The sequence below is a fragment of the Enterobacter cloacae complex sp. IR5441 genome, from assembly GCF_049238215.1.
Taxonomy (GTDB): domain Bacteria; phylum Pseudomonadota; class Gammaproteobacteria; order Enterobacterales; family Enterobacteriaceae; genus Enterobacter; species Enterobacter hormaechei_C.
The window spans coordinates 1-18134 of record NZ_JBMKIA010000034.1; the positions used below are offsets into that span (position 1 = coordinate 1).

17 protein-coding genes and 1 pseudogene are annotated in these 18134 nt (G+C 54.0%); 14 read left to right on the top strand and 4 right to left on the bottom strand.

Features of this window, described 5'->3' with window-relative positions; genetic code table 11:
- Window positions 1-102: hypothetical protein (locus tag ACOTX5_RS22390; RefSeq protein ID WP_223230349.1), on the top strand; the 102-nt coding region annotated here is incomplete at its 5' end.
- A 12-nt stretch (window positions 103-114) separates the two neighbouring features.
- On the opposite strand, the pseudogene ACOTX5_RS22395 reads toward ACOTX5_RS22390, so the two are convergent.
- Window positions 115-777, bottom strand: a pseudogene (locus tag ACOTX5_RS22395) (glycosyltransferase family 2 protein); the annotation flags it as partial.
- Between the two features lie 205 nt (window positions 778-982).
- On the opposite strand from ACOTX5_RS22395, the gene ACOTX5_RS22400 reads away from it, so the two are divergent.
- A complete protein-coding gene (locus ACOTX5_RS22400; RefSeq protein ID WP_033486967.1) occupies window positions 983-2188 on the top strand; it encodes a glycosyltransferase in 1206 nt (401 codons plus the stop codon).
- Window positions 2189-2203: 15 nt separating this feature from the next.
- Window positions 2204-3118: a hypothetical protein gene (locus ACOTX5_RS22405; protein WP_023302890.1), complete on the top strand. Its 915-nt coding sequence runs from the start codon at window positions 2204-2206 to the stop codon at window positions 3116-3118.
- Between the two features lie 27 nt (window positions 3119-3145).
- Here ACOTX5_RS22405 and tdh read toward each other — a convergent pair whose 3' ends face one another.
- Together tdh and kbl are read right to left on the bottom strand one after the other, a co-directional pair.
- Window positions 3146-4174 (bottom strand): L-threonine 3-dehydrogenase, encoded by a 1029-nt coding sequence (tdh, locus tag ACOTX5_RS22410; RefSeq protein WP_017383610.1) that lies wholly within the window; start codon window positions 4172-4174, stop codon window positions 3146-3148.
- A 9-nt stretch (window positions 4175-4183) separates the two neighbouring features.
- Entirely contained in the window at window positions 4184-5380 is a 1197-nt protein-coding gene (gene kbl / locus ACOTX5_RS22415; RefSeq protein ID WP_006812405.1) for a glycine C-acetyltransferase, read from the bottom strand.
- 213 nt (window positions 5381-5593) lie between these two features.
- Here kbl and rfaD point away from each other — a divergent pair, with 213 nt between their 5' ends.
- Genes rfaD through ACOTX5_RS22440 form a run of 5 tightly spaced genes read left to right on the top strand, consistent with a single transcriptional unit; the run spans window position 5594 to window position 10580 of the window.
- Window positions 5594-6526, top strand: a complete 933-nt coding sequence (rfaD, locus tag ACOTX5_RS22420) for an ADP-glyceromanno-heptose 6-epimerase (RefSeq protein WP_003860858.1) — start codon at window positions 5594-5596, stop codon at window positions 6524-6526.
- Between the two features lie 2 nt (window positions 6527-6528).
- Complete coding sequence (gene rfaF, locus ACOTX5_RS22425; protein WP_015570031.1) at window positions 6529-7575, top strand: ADP-heptose--LPS heptosyltransferase RfaF; 1047 nt, start codon at window positions 6529-6531, stop codon at window positions 7573-7575.
- A gap of 3 nt (window positions 7576-7578) precedes the next feature.
- On the top strand, window positions 7579-8562 hold the full coding sequence (gene rfaC, locus ACOTX5_RS22430) for a lipopolysaccharide heptosyltransferase RfaC (protein WP_032646779.1): 984 nt from the start codon (window positions 7579-7581) through the stop codon (window positions 8560-8562).
- Between the two features lie 3 nt (window positions 8563-8565).
- The gene (locus ACOTX5_RS22435) at window positions 8566-9675 is read left to right on the top strand and encodes a glycosyltransferase family 9 protein (RefSeq protein ID WP_017693958.1); all 1110 of its coding nucleotides are present in this window, start codon (window positions 8566-8568) and stop codon (window positions 9673-9675) included.
- Between the two features lie 5 nt (window positions 9676-9680).
- Window positions 9681-10580, top strand: coding sequence for a glycosyltransferase family 2 protein (locus ACOTX5_RS22440; RefSeq protein WP_045910949.1), 900 nt, complete (start codon window positions 9681-9683; stop codon window positions 10578-10580).
- Window positions 10581-10618: 38 nt separating this feature from the next.
- Here ACOTX5_RS22440 and ACOTX5_RS22445 read toward each other — a convergent pair whose 3' ends face one another.
- Window positions 10619-11572: a polysaccharide deacetylase family protein gene (locus ACOTX5_RS22445; protein WP_023302886.1), complete on the bottom strand. Its 954-nt coding sequence runs from the start codon at window positions 11570-11572 to the stop codon at window positions 10619-10621.
- A 150-nt stretch (window positions 11573-11722) separates the two neighbouring features.
- Between ACOTX5_RS22445 and rfaQ the strand changes: the two genes are divergently transcribed.
- From rfaQ to ACOTX5_RS22475, 6 genes are all read left to right on the top strand, one after another.
- Window positions 11723-12793 carry a putative lipopolysaccharide heptosyltransferase III gene (gene rfaQ / locus ACOTX5_RS22450; RefSeq protein ID WP_072210231.1) on the top strand — a complete coding sequence of 357 codons (1071 nt, stop codon included), beginning with the start codon at window positions 11723-11725 and terminating at the stop codon, window positions 12791-12793.
- Complete coding sequence (locus ACOTX5_RS22455; RefSeq protein ID WP_015570036.1) at window positions 12790-13917, top strand: glycosyltransferase family 4 protein; 1128 nt, start codon at window positions 12790-12792, stop codon at window positions 13915-13917. The genes rfaQ and ACOTX5_RS22455 overlap by 4 nt, the downstream gene beginning before the upstream one ends.
- A gap of 2 nt (window positions 13918-13919) precedes the next feature.
- The gene (locus ACOTX5_RS22460; protein WP_017693963.1) at window positions 13920-15020 is read left to right on the top strand and encodes a glycosyltransferase; all 1101 of its coding nucleotides are present in this window, start codon (window positions 13920-13922) and stop codon (window positions 15018-15020) included.
- An 11-nt stretch (window positions 15021-15031) separates the two neighbouring features.
- Window positions 15032-16021, top strand: coding sequence for a glycosyltransferase (locus tag ACOTX5_RS22465; protein ID WP_015570038.1), 990 nt, complete (start codon window positions 15032-15034; stop codon window positions 16019-16021).
- Window positions 16022-16087: 66 nt separating this feature from the next.
- Window positions 16088-17362, top strand: coding sequence for a lipid IV(A) 3-deoxy-D-manno-octulosonic acid transferase (waaA, locus tag ACOTX5_RS22470; protein WP_003860874.1), 1275 nt, complete (start codon window positions 16088-16090; stop codon window positions 17360-17362).
- Window positions 17362-18132 carry a glycosyltransferase family 2 protein gene (locus tag ACOTX5_RS22475; protein WP_045910950.1) on the top strand — a complete coding sequence of 257 codons (771 nt, stop codon included), beginning with the start codon at window positions 17362-17364 and terminating at the stop codon, window positions 18130-18132. Before waaA ends, ACOTX5_RS22475 begins: the two co-directional genes overlap by 1 nt.
- Window positions 18133-18134 lie beyond the last annotated feature (2 nt).

Sequence of the window (18134 nt, forward strand, 5' to 3'; positions counted from 1 at the left end):
CGGCATTCTGGCTACACAATAACAAGGGAAGACTTACTCGTGGCTGCAACCCTACTAGCTCAAAATTTATTCACACATGGTTACGCTTTGGGGAAATTATGAGGGGATCTCTCAGCGCCAGGCACCACTAAACAGATACCATTTGAAAAATGCGCCGATAGCGCTGATCGCGCCGCGACCAAGAGAGGGACGTATCGTCTGATATTGAACCAGGCGAGTGGTATATCCGTTTAATTTATTAAAAAGTTCATGCAGCGAATGAAACGTCTCATGTCTGACATAACCTGGAATACGTTCAGAACGGAGAAAACCTTCAACCTGATCGTCTACTGGCCGGTTATTAAATCGCGACTGCGTACGGTTAAAAAGACGCACCGGATAATCCGGTGATGAGACGGGATAAATCGTTCGGACATTTTCTCCCAAAATAAACCAGTGACGACATATCCGCCACGCCATATCCGGTTCGGGTTCATCGCCCATTTTTAATTTTAAAATAGCATCAACGGTTTCTTGATCGAGTATTTCGTCACTGTCCATGCACAGCACCCAGTCGTTGTGCGCATGGGATACGGCATGGTTCATCTGCTCGCCGTGCCAGCTATATTTTTTGAATATAGGCGACAATCCATAACTCTGGCAAATATATATCGTCGAGTCTGTACTTCCGGAATCCACTATAACGAATTCATCTGCTATTTTTAAAAGAGGAGGAATAACATCGCGCAACGTTCTTTCGGAGTTAAACGTTAATAAGCAGACCGTTATTTTAAACATATTTTCACTCTCTCAATAACGACATAAAATTTTTCACTCATACTATCGAATTGAGAAGAGGCGATTAAAGTCTTAAATCGCACTTTTAAAATAAGCGCGTTTAAAATGTTTTCTTGTAAAAAGACAAAGAAATACAAAAAATCTATTTTATTTCAGTAAATTCTTTATAATGCGGTCAGATGAAGGGTAGCATACGGATTCAGACATGCCGCAAAAACGTAAAATCCTCCTCCTGGACACGGGCAAAGAATGGGGGGGAGGTACCAACAGTATGCTTGAGCTTCTGAAGCGAATCAACCGCGACAAATTCGACATTACCTGTTGTTTTTACAGTGATTATAGTCGTGCTGAAGGTCAAACGATTGGCCAGGTGCTCAATAGCATTGGGATCCCGCTACTCGTTATCCCTCAACGTAAGCAACCGGCATGGGCAAAACTCCTGAAAGAAGCGGGACGTGGTCTGCTGTTTTTTTCGCGTTCAGCGCGCAAAGCATTTACGCGGCATATCGATACCCTGTGGCGCATTCGCCCCAACGTCAGCAAGATCGAGACCATTTTCAGAGAAGGTGGTTTCGATACGCTGTATATGAACAACCAGCCAGGCTCTAACGAAGAAGGGTATCTGGCGGGCGCAAACCTGCATGCGCGGATAATCCAGCACTGCCGGATTGAACCGGTGCTGACCCCGCCGCTGGTGAAGCTGGTGAATACCCATGCCACAAAAATTATCGCCGTCTCGCATGGCGTTGAACGCGTGCTACTTCAGCATGGCGTCCGGCCCGAGCTGTGTACCACGGTCAACAACGCCATCGACATCCACCAGCCTTTGCCCGACCGACGCGCGATGCGCCAGCGCCTGAACATTGATGACGACACGTTTGTGTTCGGCAGCATTGGCTCGCTAATCCCTCGCAAAGCCAACCACCATACGCTGGAGGCGCTGGCACAGTTCAGCCAGAGGCACCCGCAGGCAAAATGGAAGATGGTGCTGGTCGGTGAAGGGGCGGAGCGCGGCGCACTGGCGGCACAGGCTGACGCGCTGGGTATTGCTGAACACGTCATTTTTACCGGTTTCCAGAACACGCCTTTTGACTATCTCGCCACCTTTGACGCATTTATTCTGGCCTCGAAGAGCGAAGGTCTGCCGCGCGTCGTGCTGGAGGCAATGCTGCTGAATATTCCCGTGATTGGTTCAAAGGTGACCGGCACGGCAGAATTGATCGATCATGAGTCGACCGGCCTGCTGTTTCCCTGGAGCGACGTGTCGCAACTTGCTCAACATCTGGATAATATCTGGCAGGATCCTGCTCTGCGCGCCCGGCTCGCCGCTGCCGCACACCAGAATGTCTGCAACATGTATGCCATTGAAAGCTATGTTAACGGTGTCGAGGCCGTTCTTGGCGCGCAATAACCAAACGAGAAGAACATGTTTAAATTCCTGAATGCTCGCTACCGCCACATTACCGGGCGTCATAACATTCCTTACGCTTCCCTTCCGGTCACGCGCGATCTCGTTGCGGTGGATTCCATTGTGATCCCGTGTACGGGCGCGGATTTCGTCGAAGAGGCGTTATTGTCAGCGACCTTTGCAGAGCGTTATGCCACCGACGTCAGCGAGATTGTTATCGTCAGCGATCAGCCTGAATCCGCTTTCGGCGAGCTGCCGCCAAAAACCCGCGTTGTTACCCTCACGCTTCCAAAACGTGAAGAAGGTTACCGCTATAAGCAGATCTACCTCAGTCGTCTGGTGAAGCTTAACGCTCCGTTGCAGGCGCGCGGTGAAGGTGTGCTGATGATCGACTCCGATCTCAACCTGCTTAAAATGCCAGAGATCAACATGGCGGATATGCACATCTACTCCAGCTTCCGTCAGGGCAAAATGATTGCCAAGCTGGACGGCGCGCCAGCGGAGAAAGTGCCGGCATATTACAAAGAAACGGTGCGTCCGTATCTGGTCGATCACGTTAACGGCGCGTTTCTTGCCGCCACCAAAAAGACCTGGCGCCGTATCTGCCCGCTGTGGCTGACGCTGTTCCAGGATACCTGGGAGCTGATGGACGACACGCAGCCGCCGACCGATCAGCTGCCGCTCGCTGCGCTGCTGGACATGCTGGATGTAAAAACGGTTAACCTGGGCGACTGGATGAACTGGCCGGTCTCCAAGAAGATCGGCGGTCAGGAAGCCGTTGTGCCGAAAGAGGTGATTGGCGCGCACGGTGGTTTCCCGCTTTCCGAATGGCAGAAGTATCTGGAATCGCCGGATAACAGGCTGCTGTTCAAAGGCCAGGATTACACCCGCAAGGTGCGTTACCTGACGGACGAAGAGAAAAAGAATCAGTAAAAAAAGGGGCCGCTGGCCCCTTTTTAATTACTTATCCCAGCTCAGGATCACTTTCCCTGACTGGCCGGACCGCATTGCGTCAAAGCCCTGCTGGAACTCATCGATGGAGAAACGGTGAGTGATAATCGGGGACAGATCCAGACCGGACTGGATCAGCGCGGCCATCTTGTACCAGGTTTCGAACATCTCACGGCCATAGATGCCCTTAATGAACAGCCCCTTGAAGATGACTTTGTTCCAGTCAATGGACATATCTGACGGCGGAATACCCAGCATCGCGATACGGCCACCGTGGTTCATGGTGTCGAGCATGGTGCGGAACGCCGGTGGCGCGCCGGACATCTCCAGACCCACGTCAAAGCCTTCGGTCATGCCCAGCTCTTCCATCACATCGGTCAGGCTCTCTTTCGAGACATCCACCGCGCGGGTGACGCCCATTTTGCGCGCCAGCGACAGGCGGTATTCGTTCACGTCGGTGATCACCACGTTGCGCGCACCCACATGCTTCGCCACGGCTGCCGCCATAATGCCGATGGGGCCCGCGCCGGAAACCAGCACGTCTTCACCCACCAGGTCGAAGGAGAGCGCCGTGTGTACCGCGTTGCCGAACGGGTCGAAGATGGAGGCCAGATCGTCAGAGATATTGTCCGGGATTTTGAACGCGTTAAACGCCGGGATCACCAGGTATTCCGCGAAGCAGCCCGGACGGTTCACGCCCACGCCGACGGTGTTGCGGCACAGGTGGGTACGCCCACCGCGACAGTTACGGCAGTGACCGCAGGTAATGTGGCCTTCACCGGAGACGCGATCGCCAATGTTGAAGCCTTTTACTTCCTGGCCGATACCCACCACTTCGCCGACATATTCGTGACCGACAACCATCGGTACCGGAATGGTTTTCTGTGACCACTGGTCCCAGTTGTAGATGTGAACGTCAGTACCGCAGATGGCGGTTTTACGAATTTTGATCAGCAGATCGTTATGACCGACTTCCGGCTCCGGCACGTCGGTCATCCAAATCCCTTCTTCCGCTTTCAGTTTGGATAACGCTTTCATCATACGTCCTCAGGCAATGACGCCCAGCTGTTTGCCGATGCGGGTAAAGGCTTCCACCGCACGTTCAATTTGTTCAGGCGAGTGCGCCGCAGACATCTGGGTGCGGATACGCGCCTGACCTTTTGGTACCACCGGGAAGAAGAACCCGGTCACGTAAATCCCTTCTTTCTGAAGCTCACGAGCAAATTTCTGCGCGACAACCGCGTCGCCCAGCATCACCGGAATGATCGCGTGATCGGCACCGGCCAGGGTGAATCCTGCGGCACTCATTTTTTCACGGAACAGGCGGGCGTTAGCCCACAGGCGGTCGCGCAGCTCAGCCCCGGATTCCACCATCTCCAGCACTTTAATGGAGGCAGCCACAATCGCCGGCGCCAGGGAGTTGGAGAACAGATACGGGCGGGAGCGCTGGCGCAGCCACTCGACCACCTCTTTACGCGCGGCGGTGTAGCCGCCAGACGCGCCGCCGAGCGCTTTGCCCAGCGTACCGGTGATGATATCCACGCGGCCCATTACGTCGCAGTATTCGTGGGAGCCACGACCGTTTTCGCCGACAAAACCGACCGCGTGAGAGTCATCCACCATCACCAGCGCGTCGTATTTATCCGCCAGATCGCACACGCCCTTCAGGTTGGCGATCACACCGTCCATGGAGAACACGCCGTCGGTGGCGATCAGGACGTGGCGAGCCCCCGCTTCACGGGCCTCTTTCAGGCGCGCTTCCAGCTCCACCATGTCGTTGTTGGCGTAGCGGAAACGCTTCGCTTTGCACAGGCGTACGCCGTCGATGATGGAGGCGTGGTTCAGGGCGTCGGAGATAATCGCGTCTTCTGCGCCGAGCAGGGTCTCAAACAGACCGCCGTTGGCGTCGAAGCAGGAGGAGTACAGAATCGCGTCTTCCATTCCGAGGAAGCTCGCCAGCTTTTGCTCAAGCTGCTTGTGGCTGTCCTGGGTACCGCAGATAAAGCGAACGGAGGCCATACCGAAACCGTGGGTGTCCATGCCGTTTTTCGCCGCGGCAATTAGCTCAGGGTGATTCGCAAGACCTAAATAGTTGTTCGCGCAAAAGTTGATCACATGGCTGCCGTCGGCAACGGTGATGTCCGCCTGCTGGGCAGACGTGATAATACGCTCTTCTTTGAACAACCCTTCCGCACGTGCGGTGTCGAGGTCGCTGTTTAACTGTTTGTAAAAATCACCACGCATTGCAATTCTCCAGACTCGGCAAATTTTGGCACATATTACCCAAACCAATAGTTCATGACGAGATGACGCAGTATCTCTTCTCGTTTTTGCAGCATAAATCACGCGTACCCCTGCTGCATATCGGTGAATGGCTGAAGCCTGAGCATTGTGATGATATGATAAAGAGATTAGCGTTCGGGATATTCCCCGACTCATACTTCAAAGGTTACAGTTATGATCATCGTTACTGGCGGCGCGGGCTTTATCGGCAGCAATATTGTTAAGGCCCTCAATGACAAAGGCATCACCGACATTCTGGTGGTGGACAACCTGAAAGACGGCACCAAGTTCGTTAACCTGGTGGATCTGAACATCGCTGACTACATGGATAAAGAAGACTTCCTTATCCAGATTATGGCGGGTGAAGAGTTCGGCGAGATCGAAGCCATCTTCCACGAAGGTGCTTGCTCCTCCACCACCGAGTGGGACGGCAAGTACATGATGGATAACAACTATCAGTACTCCAAAGAGCTCCTGCACTACTGCCTGGAGCGTGAAATTCCGTTCCTGTACGCCTCTTCCGCGGCAACTTACGGTGGGCGCACTTCAGATTTCATCGAATCCCGCGAATATGAGCAGCCGCTGAACGTTTACGGTTACTCCAAATTCCTGTTTGATGAGTACGTACGTCAGATCCTGCCAGAAGCGAACTCGCAGATTGTCGGCTTCCGCTACTTCAACGTCTACGGGCCGCGCGAAGGCCACAAAGGCAGCATGGCGAGCGTGGCGTTCCACCTGAACACCCAATTAAATAACGGCGAAAGCCCGAAACTGTTCGAAGGCAGCGACGGCTTCAAGCGTGACTTCGTCTACGTGGGCGATGTGGCGGCAGTAAACCTGTGGTTCCTGGAAAATGGCGTGTCCGGCATTTTCAACCTGGGCACCGGCCGCGCGGAATCCTTCCAGGCGGTGGCAGACGCGACGCTGGCGTACCATAAGAAAGGCAGCATCGAGTACATTCCGTTCCCGGATAAGCTGAAAGGCCGCTACCAGGCATTCACCCAGGCGGACCTGACTAACCTGCGCGCCGCAGGCTACGACAAGCCGTTCAAGACCGTTGCCGAAGGCGTAACGGAATATATGGCCTGGCTGAACCGCGACGCATAAGCATGAAAATTCTGGTGATCGGCCCGTCATGGGTGGGCGACATGATGATGTCGCAAAGTCTCTATCGCACGCTCAAGGCGCGTTATCCCCAGGCGATAATCGACGTGATGGCACCCGCATGGTGCCGTCCGCTGTTATCGCGTATGCCGGAAGTGAACGAGGCGATCCCGATGCCGCTCGGACACGGGGCGCTGGAAATCGGTGAACGCCGCAAACTCGGCCACAGCCTGCGCGAGAAACGCTATGACCGCGCGTACGTGCTGCCTAACTCCTTCAAATCCGCCCTTGTGCCCTTCTTTGCGGGCATCCCGCACCGTACCGGCTGGCGCGGTGAAATGCGCTACGGCCTGCTGAACGACGCCCGGGTGCTGGATAAAGAGGCCTGGCCGCTGATGGTGGAGCGCTACGTGGCGCTGGCCTACGACAAAGGCGTAATGCGCAGCGCGAAAGATCTGCCGCAGCCGCTGCTGTGGCCGCAACTCCAGGTAAGCGATGGGGAGAAATCCCACACCTGCAACGCATTTGGCATTTCGTCCGAACGCCCGATGATTGGGTTCTGCCCTGGCGCAGAATTCGGTCCGGCAAAACGCTGGCCGCACTATCACTATGCAGAGCTGGCGAAACAGCTTATCGATGAAGGCTATCAGATTGTGCTGTTTGGCTCGGCGAAAGATCATGAGGCGGGCAATGAAATTCTCGCCACGCTGAGCACCGAGCAACAGGCATGGTGCCGAAACCTGGCCGGGGAAACGCAACTCGAGCAGGCGGTTATCCTGATTGCCGCCTGTAAGGCCGTGGTCAGTAACGACTCTGGCCTGATGCACGTCGCCGCCGCGCTGGACCGCCCGCTGGTCGCGCTGTATGGCCCAAGCAGCCCGGACTTCACGCCGCCGCTGTCGCATAAGGCGCGCGTGATCCGTTTGATCACCGGCTACCACAAGGTGCGCAAAGGCGATGCCGCAGAAGGTTACCATCAGAGCCTGATCGACATTACCCCGCAGCGTGTTCTCGAAGAACTCAACGCACTGCTGTTGAGCGAAGAAGGATAACGGATGCGGGTATTGATCGTTAAAACCTCCTCAATGGGTGATGTTCTGCATACGCTGCCGTCGCTGACGGACGCCATGCGGGCCATTCCCGGCATCCGTTTTGACTGGGTGGTGGAAGAAGGCTTCGCGCAGATCCCCACCTGGCATGAAGCGGTTGATCGCGTGATCCCGGTGGCCATTCGCCGCTGGCGCAAAGCGTGGTTCTCCGCACAGATTAAAGCCGAACGCAAAGCCTTCCGCGAAGCGGTGCAGGCCCGGCGTTACGACGCGATCGTCGACGCCCAGGGGCTGGTGAAAAGCGCCGCGCTGGTCACGCGTCTGGCGCACGGCGTAAAGCACGGCATGGACTGGCAAACCGCCCGCGAACCGCTGGCGAGCCTGTTCTATAATCGTCGCCACCATATTGCGAAGCAGCAGCACGCCGTGGAACGTACCCGCGAGCTGTTCGCTAAGAGTCTCGGCTATGCAAAACCCGACCTCCAGGGTGACTACGCCATCGCACAGCATTTTCTGCGCGAAACGGACAAGGATATCGCGCCCTATCTGGTCTTCCTGCATGCCACAACGCGCGACGATAAGCACTGGCCGGAAACGCACTGGAGAAGGCTGATTGAACTAATGCAACCTTGCGGTATCCATATTAAACTCCCGTGGGGCGCTGAACATGAGCGGCAGCGAGCGGAACGTCTGGCAGCAGGTTTTTCCCACGTCGAGGTGTTACCCAAACTCACGCTGGCGCAGGTTGCCGCACAGCTGGCGGGCGCTAACGCCGTCGTTTCTGTGGATACAGGGTTAAGCCATTTAACCGCCGCACTGGATCGTCCTAATATCACGATTTTCGGCCCGACCGATCCGGGGTTGATCGGGGGTTACGGTAAAAACCAGCATCAGATGGTTAGCCCTACGCAACAAACGAAGGATATTAGCGCAGATGCTATTTTTTCATTTTTACAGGGCAGCCATCGGCTTTCCAACAGGGATATTTAACCCATGAGTTATGTATTTCTGCTGATTTTACTCTTTCCGGTGAAACTCATCCGGAAGCTGTTTCGAAAAGACACGGGCAAGAACCTTGTCATTCAGACAGCCAAAATCGGTGACTTTATTAATGCGACGCCTCTTCTGGCATATCTGCAAAAAAGCGATGTGTTGATCAGTCGCAGCGTTGGCGCGCTGGCGAAGCATGATGAGACTATTGAGCAGATCTATTTTATTGAGCAGCATAAGCGCAACCTGTGGCGTAAACTGTGCTTCGCGTGCAGGATCATGAACCGCTACGACAACGTCTACCTGCTACAGCCCAATAGCGTGAACCTCTTTTTTGCCGCCGTCTGCAATGCCAAAAACAAACAATTTTTAAGCATTTACACGCGCAGGTGGTATCACGGGATTTTCTATCTCGCAGCCGACGGCACCGTTGAGCATGGCAAAAAAACGCTTTCGGTGACGAACTACCTGAAACTGGCCGACCGCTCGCTCACGTGGCAAGACTCTCCCAAGCACGCCACAAAGCCACTCTTCAAGCCGACGACCTGGCCGGCCATTCTTGATAAACCTGGCGTTATCCGCATCGGCATCAGTATTGCGGCGGGCAATAAAGCCAAAACCGTCCCTCCGGTTATCTGGAAGCGGATTGTTGATCAACTCGCTGATTTACCCTGCGAGTTTTATGTCTTCGGCGCGCCAAACGAACAGTCGTGGATGGACGATATCACCCGTCTTTACGGTGACATCCCCAATTTTATCAATCTTATTGGCAAAATTTCGCTGGAAGAGCTTCCCTGGGCCATTTCTAAGATGGACTGCTATATCGCGTCTGACTCGGGGAATGTCTACATCGCAGACGCCGTCGGCGTGCCGGTGGTCCTGCTGTTTGGACCGTGTTGTCACTATGAACAGCGTCCGCTTGGCAATGTGATGCTGATCGGGAATGACGATAACATTTGTTCTTATGTGTTTGAAACGCGCTATTACTTCCCGCAAGAGCGGGAAGCGCTATTCTCTGTCACTGACTCCGCGTTACACGATCTTCAGCAGTTTATCCGTACATTACCAAAAGCCCGCTCACTGGCTAGCGCTACCGACGCTCAAGGAAACTAATTTTTATGGCTTTTTTAAGCGTCATTATTGCTGCGCATAACGCTGAAGCTACGCTGCACGCCACGCTTTCAAGCCTGCTGTCAGCAACCGATCAGGATACTGAAGTCATTATTTTCAATGACAGTTCTGAGGATGCCACGCAGGCAATAATTGAAGAGTGGTCGCCGAAATTTCCTCAGATCATAACGCGCACCGTGAACTTTCGTAACGTTGGCCGGGTAAGAAACAGCGCTGTCGCACTGGCATCGGGTGAGTATATTACGATGCTCGACAGTGACGATTGCTTAAAGCCTGGCAGCCTCAGGGACGCAATGGCCTACCTGAAAGCGCAACGTCCGGATATGTTACTGACACGTTTGCTTGAGATTCGCGATCCCCGGAGAATGACTTCAGACTGGCAGGGATTTAATCCTGTGCCATTGTCACAACATGAAGCAATTGCTCGTTTCTTACGTCATAAAGACTTTCAGGCACATCTCATTGGCCAGTTTATTCATCGTAGTCTTTACGAGAAAAATCCCATACCTCCGATGTTATGTTATGAGGATTTCGCTGTCTTCCCGGGAATGTTGATGCAATCGAGCAAAATAGCCTATCAACGCCAGGGGCATTATTATTACATCAAGCGTCGCGACAGTTTGTCGAGCAGTCTGGACGCCAGCAAAATTTCAACGCTTGTCGAATGCACGTTACAGATGGAAAGAACATTTCCGTCACGCTACAAACATCTCGTCAATTGCCACTGGTTTGATATTTACAGCAACCATCGGTCCTGTCTGACAGACCAACAATTGCAGCTCGTGAAACAACGCGTAAAGACCATGTATACATTGTCTTTTTTCATGTCCACCGATGTTCGTTTTAGCTACAAAAAAAGGGTTATTGAGGCGTTATGGAAAAAATAAAACCACACCTAACGACTCAATACGCCTGGCGGGCATAACTATTTTTTGTACTGGTAAAACTCCGCCAGCGTCATCCCCACGGTCTTATCTGATAACCAGGTAAAGAGCTGCTCCAGATCCTGATACAGCCCCTCAATCGCGGCCTCGTCTTTAAAAGTAGGGCTCCCGCCAGGCATAAATTCCGACGAATGCAGCATGAATTCCACGTAGTCATTCCCCTGAGCCAGGCACTGCTGCGCAACCTTAATCATCTCCGCCGCATTTCCTCCGGACGGACGTAACCAGTTAACTGACGGAGAACGGTATTTACCGCGCAGACGATCATAACCCTGCTTCAGGGAATTCAGCCATGCCGGGTGTTTATACTGGATGCTCATCGGCACTTCGAGGAGAGGGCTGTTTCCCGGCCGGGAAATGTCGTCTACGTCCAAAAAGTAGGCACGATCGGGAAAATGCTGGTAATTCGTTCCGCCATTACCCTGCGGGGCACCTTTCGCGTTGCGCCAGTTCACGCGCGGCGTAACGGAACAATCTACCTGATACCCCAGCTCAATCAGCAACTGGGCGTAACGGCTGTCGAATGCCCAGCGCCCGGCGCGATGGCTGAGCATTTTTGTCTGGAAAGTCTCTTCCAGTAAGCGGGTCATGAAGAGCACTTTCTCACGCATGACCTCGTCTGAAAACTCAATCAGATAAGGCTGCCAGCGCCAGTCATCACCGGTCAGATCGTGCTCCGGAGGGCTATTCCAGGCATGGAGATGCATTCCCACCTCACCCTGACCGCGGGCTATGACCTCTTTCGCGAACTCAATGAATACCGGTTCGACTGCCATCTCGTAGTTGGTCAGCCAGACGGGCTTAAAGCCGAAGCGTTCACAAAGCGCCTGAAACCGCGCCAGGTAGCGCGCGTTTTCCGTTTTGATCACCCGGTGGTTCTGCCAGAGATTATCCCCTTCGGTATCGATCGTGATGATAAACGCTGGTTTTTTCATAATGAGCCCGCAAGACAAAATAGTTAGCGCTATGTTACGCACGCCCGAAAGCAGGAGTAAACCCTTCCAGGGAAATTCCTGACATTATGGAGAAAGAGTGCAAGTCGTTACCAGGTCTATTAGAATTGCCAATAGTACAACGCCGATAAGATGATGATGAATAACTTACCTGACACGCCTGATTTGCGCATTTTACTGATCAAACTTCGCCATCATGGTGACATGTTACTCACCACCCCCGTCATCAATTCATTACGCCAGAAATGGCCTGACGCCCAAATCGACGTGCTTCTCTATGAAGAGACGCGAGACATGCTCGCCGCGCATCCGGCAATCGGGACGATCTATGGTATCGATCGTAAATGGAAGCAGCTGGGGACGCTGAAGCACCTGCAAAAAGAGTGGCAGTTGCTTCGTGCTTTACGCGCTCAGCATTATCATCTGGTGATCAATCTTGCCGATCAGTGGCGCAGCGCGATTGTTACCCGCTTCACCGGCGCACCGGTTCGGCTCGGGTTCGCCTTTAACAAGCGCAATAATGCCTTCTGGCGTTTTTGTCACAGTGAACTGGTCTCGGTCGCCAGCCATCAGTCACTGCACACCGTTGAACAAAATCTCTCCATACTGTCAGCGCTGCCGGTAATGGCCAACCCTACCGTGACCATGGCTTACAGCGCGGATGACTGGCGCCATGCTCACCAAAAGCTGTCGCAAAAGGGCGTGGGAGACCGCTACATCGTTATTCAACCCACTTCACGCTGGTTCTTTAAGTGCTGGGATGAAGGCAAAATGGCGCAAACTATCGCCGCGTTGCAGCAGGACGGCCACACTATCGTCCTCACGGCGGGACCGGACAAGAAAGAGCTGGCGATGATTGACCGCATTCTTGCCGCCTCCCCGCAGACGGGTGTTGTATCACTGGCAGGCCAGTTAACCCTGCGCCAACTGGCCTCGCTAATCGATCACGCGATCCTGTTCATTGGCGTTGACTCCGTACCCATGCACATGGCCGCCGCTCTTCAGACGCCCTGCGTGGCGCTGTTTGGCCCGTCAAAATTGACGTTCTGGTCGCCATGGCAGGTTAACGGAGAGGTCATCTGGGCAGGTAACTACGGCCCGCTTCCCAACCCTGACGCCATTGATACAAAAACGACGGAACGTTATCTCGACGCCATCCCCGTTGATGCTGTCGTCTCCGCCGCAAGGAGAAACCTGCAATGAAGCTTCATCGTCTGGCCATTGTGCGCCAAAAATATCGTCCGGATGGCGGAGCAGAACGTTTTGTCTCCAGGGCACTTACCGCGCTGAGCAATCAAAATCTTGAGCTCAACGTCATCACCCGTGAGTGGCAGGGCGAAAAGCAGGACGACTGGCATATTCATATTTGCGATCCACGAAAGTGGGGCCGCATCAGCCGTGAGCGCGGCTTTGCACACGCCGCGCGCGCGCTGTGGCAGCAACAGCAGTTTGATATTGTCCAGAGCCATGAACGTATTCCGGGCTGCGATATTTACCGCGCCGGGGATGGTGTACATCGACGCTGGCTGCTACAGCGTACGCGTATTCTTCCCGCCTGGCGCGCGAAGCTGCTTATGCACGATCGCTATCACCGCTACGTGATGCACGCAGAACGTGAAATGTACCAGGCTCCCGAGTTGAAAGCCGTTATCTGTAATGCGGAGATGATCAAGCGCGAAATCGTCGAAGACTTTGATATTGACGCAAAAAAGATACATGTGATTTATAATTCAATAGATTCCAGCCGCTTCGTTCCGGCAGAAGAGAGACAACGCGCTGTACTGCGTCAGCAATTTGGCTTACCCGCTGATGCCGTCATTTTCTGCTTCGTGGGTTCAGGATTTGAACGCAAGGGGCTGGCAAGCGCTATTCGGGCTATAGCAGGAACCTCGGCGTGGCTGGTTGTGGTCGGTCAGGATAAAGCGGAAAGCCGTTATCGCGACCTCGCCCGTTCATTAGGCTGTGAGGGGCAAATCCGTTTCCTGGGGATGCAAAAAGAGACGCTGCCATTTTATCAGCTTTCTGATGGTTTACTGCTGCCGACGCTGTATGATCCTTTCCCTAACGTCATACTTGAAGCAATGGCCTGTGGATTGCCCGTCATTACGTCAGAGAGTTGCGGTGGTTCAGAATTTATTGAGCAAGGCCAGAACGGGTTTTACTGTGATGCACTTGATATCCACACATTGAAGGAGGCCGTCATGTCCATCCCTTCACTGGAAAAAAATAACAATATGGGGCTTGCGGCGCGTGAACGCGTCAGAGAAGCAACCCCTGAAAAACTATCAAGTCAGCTTATTTCGCTTTATCAAAAATTACTGGATTAATAATGCGCATCCTAATGATTATTGATGGTTTACCCGGTGGAGGAGCCGAAAAAACGGTTCTCACCCTCTCCAGCGGACTGACAGAACTGGGGCATCAGGTCACCCTTTTCTCCTTACGGAAGGTGTGCGACTACGCCATTCCGGAAGGCATCGATTTTCAGGTTGTGCAGGATACCTGTAAAAAACCCTGGCGGAAGCTGACCGAGATCCCGCGTCGCGCCCGTTTGCTGGATCGCGCCATCGAGCAGGCAGAACGCAGCGGTAAATTTGATGTCGTCTTCTCACATCTGCATAAAACCGACCGTATCGTGGCGCACAGCCGCGTGCTGGATCGGGATAAGGTCTGGTTCTGCGTACACGGGATGTTCTCCTTCTCCTATTTGCGCCATCGCAGCGGGCTTTCTCGCTGGTTTAAGCATTATAAAATTCGTCATACCTATGAAAACCGCAACGTGGTGGCGGTATCCGGCGCCGTGCTGCACGATCTGTCTGAAGTCCTCGCGATCCCCCTGCGGCGCAAAGCGGTTATCCATAACCCCTTTGATATCCCTGAAATTCAGCGTCTGGCGGAAGCGCCCTTTGAGATGCAGGGGCAGGATTACATTATCCATGTTGGCCGTTTTCATGAACACAAACGTCACGACAGGCTGCTGCGGGCGTTTGCGCTGAGCAAGATCGACGCATCGCTGGTGTTGATGGGCAAAGGTTCTGACGCGAAAATAAATCAGCTCAAACAGCTTGCCGCTAAGCTGGGAATTGAAAACAAGATCGTCTTCCGCCCGTTCGAAACCAACCCCTACCCGTGGATCAAAGGGGCACGCCTTTTAGTGTTAAGTTCCGACTGCGAAGGTTTTGGTAATGTACTGGTAGAGTCCATTATCTGTCAGACCCCACCGGTGAGTACAAACTGCCCTGGCGGCCCTGCTGAGATCCTTACTGGCCCCCTGGCGCGTGGTCTGACAGCGTTAACCGACGAATCACTGGCGAAAACACTGGCAGAACTGTATGCCTCTCCGCCGGTTGTTGATCGCGAAACGATCGCATCGTTCGGTATCAACGCCATTTGCCAGCAATACATTGCTTTGGTCGACAACCAAAAATAATCAGGTTTCATATGCAAAATTCAGCGCCTTTATTAAGCGTGGTGGTGGCCGTTTATAACGGTGAAGCTTTTCTCGATCAGTTCTTTACCTGCCTTGTAAATCAACACATCGACAGTATGGAAGTCATCATCGTGAATGACGGTTCCACTGACCGCTCGATGCAGATTGTCGAAAAATGGCGCGAAAAGCTGCCACAGATGCAGGTTATTGAACAACCTAATCAGGGCGTGTCCATCGCGCGTAATACTGGCCTGGCCGTTGCGACCGGGCAGTATCTCTCTTTCCCGGATATTGATGATGTCTTCAAACCCGGCATGTACCAGCGTCTGCTGGATATGGCCGTCACGCAGAACCTGGATGTCGCCACCTGCAATGGCAACTACGTCTGGGAAAATAACAAAAAACCGTCTCGCCCTATCTTCCCTGAAGATAAGCTCGCCTCAACGGGCGTCATGAATGGCGCGGCATGGTTAAAAAAGGCGCTGGATTCACGTAAGTTCCTGCATGTGACCTGGCTGAATATCTATCGTCACGATTTTATTCGTCAGCACGGCTTCCGTTTCGAGCCAGGCCTGCGCCATCAGGATATCCCGTGGACGACTGAGGTGCTGCTTGCCGCGGAACGCGTTCAGTACACCAGCGAACGCTTTTACGACTACTACATTCACTCCGCCTCGGTATCGCACACCCCGGATAATGACGACACGCTGATTCGCTCTGCGCGCCATTATATGAAGATCCTGAAGATGCTTGATGCCATTAACCAGCGCTACCCGGATAAAGTGAAAAATATCCCGGCCTGTTACTGGCAAATCGCTAAAGAGGGTCTGGGAATTATTCATACCTTCGACAACATGAAGGATGAGGCGAAGAAATCAATGATAATCAAAGAGTTCTTCGACACCGGGATCTGGAAGCTCATCTGGAAAAGTGCCAAAAGCCCGCGTTTGCGCTGGCGCCTGGGCCGGCGCTACTTCCGTTTAAAACGGTATCTGGCATAAGAGATAGCTTTAGCACGCTTAAATGCTTAGAATTTCCCGGCCGAAACTAAAAAAACGGATAATCGCTTGGAATTGTTGTATACCGCCCTGCTCTACATCATTCAGCCACTGGTGTGGCTGCGACTGTTGCTTCGTAGCCGTAAAGCGCCTGCGTACCGTAAACGCTGGGCCGAACGTTATGGCTACTGCCGCAATAAAGTGGCGCCGGACGGTATTCTGCTGCATTCCGTGTCAGTCGGGGAAACGCTGGCCGCCATTCCACTGGTGCGTGCCCTGCGCCACCGTTATCCGTCACTGCCCATCACCGTCACCACGATGACGCCAACCGGCTCAGAGCGCGTGATGTCTGCCTTCGGTAAAGACGTGCATCACGTCTACCTGCCGTACGATCTCCCCTGCGCCATGAACCGTTTCCTGAATACCGTGCGCCCTAAACTGGTGATCGTCATGGAAACCGAACTGTGGCCGAATATGATTTCCGCCCTGCATGCCCGTAAAATTCCTTTGGTTATCGCCAACGCGCGTCTGTCGGAACGCTCGGCGAAAGGGTACGGCAAGCTGGGTAAATTTATGCGTCGCCTGCTCAGCAAAATCACGCTGATCGCCGCGCAGAACGAAGAAGATGCCGCGCGCTTTATCGCCCTCGGCCTGAAGCGCAACCAGCTTGCGGTCACGGGTAGCCTGAAGTTCGATATTTCCGTCACCCCTGAACTCGCCGCCCGTGCGGTAACACTGCGTCGTCAGTGGGCGCCGCGTCGCCAGGTCTGGATTGCCACCAGCACCCATGATGGCGAAGAAGCCATTATTCTTCAGGCTCACCGCCAGCTGCTGGAAAAATTCCCTGATTTACTGCTGATTCTGGTTCCTCGCCATCCTGAGCGTTTTAAAGATGCCCGCGAGATGGTGCAAAAAGGCGGTTTCAGCTTCACCCTGCGCAGCAGCGGCGAAATCCCCTCTGGCAGCACGCAGGTGGTGATTGGCGATACGATGGGCGAACTGATGCTGCTGTACGGGATCGCCGATCTTGCTTTCGTTGGCGGAAGCCTGGTGGAGCGCGGTGGTCATAACCCGCTGGAGCCAGCAGCCCACGCCATCCCCGTACTGATGGGGCCACACACGTTTAACTTCAAAGATATCTGCGCGAAATTGCAGCAAGCCGATGGCTTAATCACCGTGACCGACGCGGATTCGGTGGTCAAAGAGGTCTCAACCCTTCTGACTGACGAAGATTACCGCCTGTGGTACGGTCGTCACGCCGTTGAAGTCCTGCATCAGAACCAGGGCGCACTGACCCGTCTGCTGCAACTTCTGCAACCTTACCTGCCGCAGCGGAGCCACTAATGTCAACGCGTCTGTCGGTCGTGATGATCGCCAAAAACGCCGCCGACCTGCTTCCGGATTGCCTGGCCTCTGTTGCCTGGGCTGACGAAATCGTCATTCTCGACTCCGGAAGTACGGACAACACGGCGGACGTTGCCCGTGCAGCCGGAGCAAAAGTCTTTACCGACACCGACTGGCAGGGCTACGGTATTCAGCGCCAGCGTGCGCAGGGTTACGCCACGGGCGATTACGTGTTGATGATCGATACCGATGAGCGCGTCACCCCGGAACTCCGACAGGCCATTCAAACGGTGCTTGCCGCGCCACAGCCCGGCGCGGTCTACAGTATCGCGCGTCGTAACTATTTCCTGGGCCGCTTTATGCGCCACAGCGGCTGGTACCCCGACCGCGTGATGCGCCTCTATGCGCGCGAGCGTTATCAGTACAACGACAACCTGGTCCATGAATCTCTGGCCTGCGATAGCGCTCAGGTCATCCCTCTGACGGGCGATCTGCTTCATCTGACCTGCCGCGATTTCGCCAGCTTCCAGCGGAAACAGCTGAACTATGCCACCGCCTGGGCACAGGAGCGGCATATGCGCGGCAAGAAGGCCACGCTGACCGGCATCTTCACCCACACGCTGGGCGCGTTTCTGAAAACGCTGCTGCTGCGTGGCGGCGTGCTGGACGGCAAACAGGGCTGGTTACTGGCCGTAGTGAATGCCCAGTATACTTTCAACAAATACACCGAGCTGTGGGCGCTGAACCGCGGCTACTCAGAGAAAACGTGAGC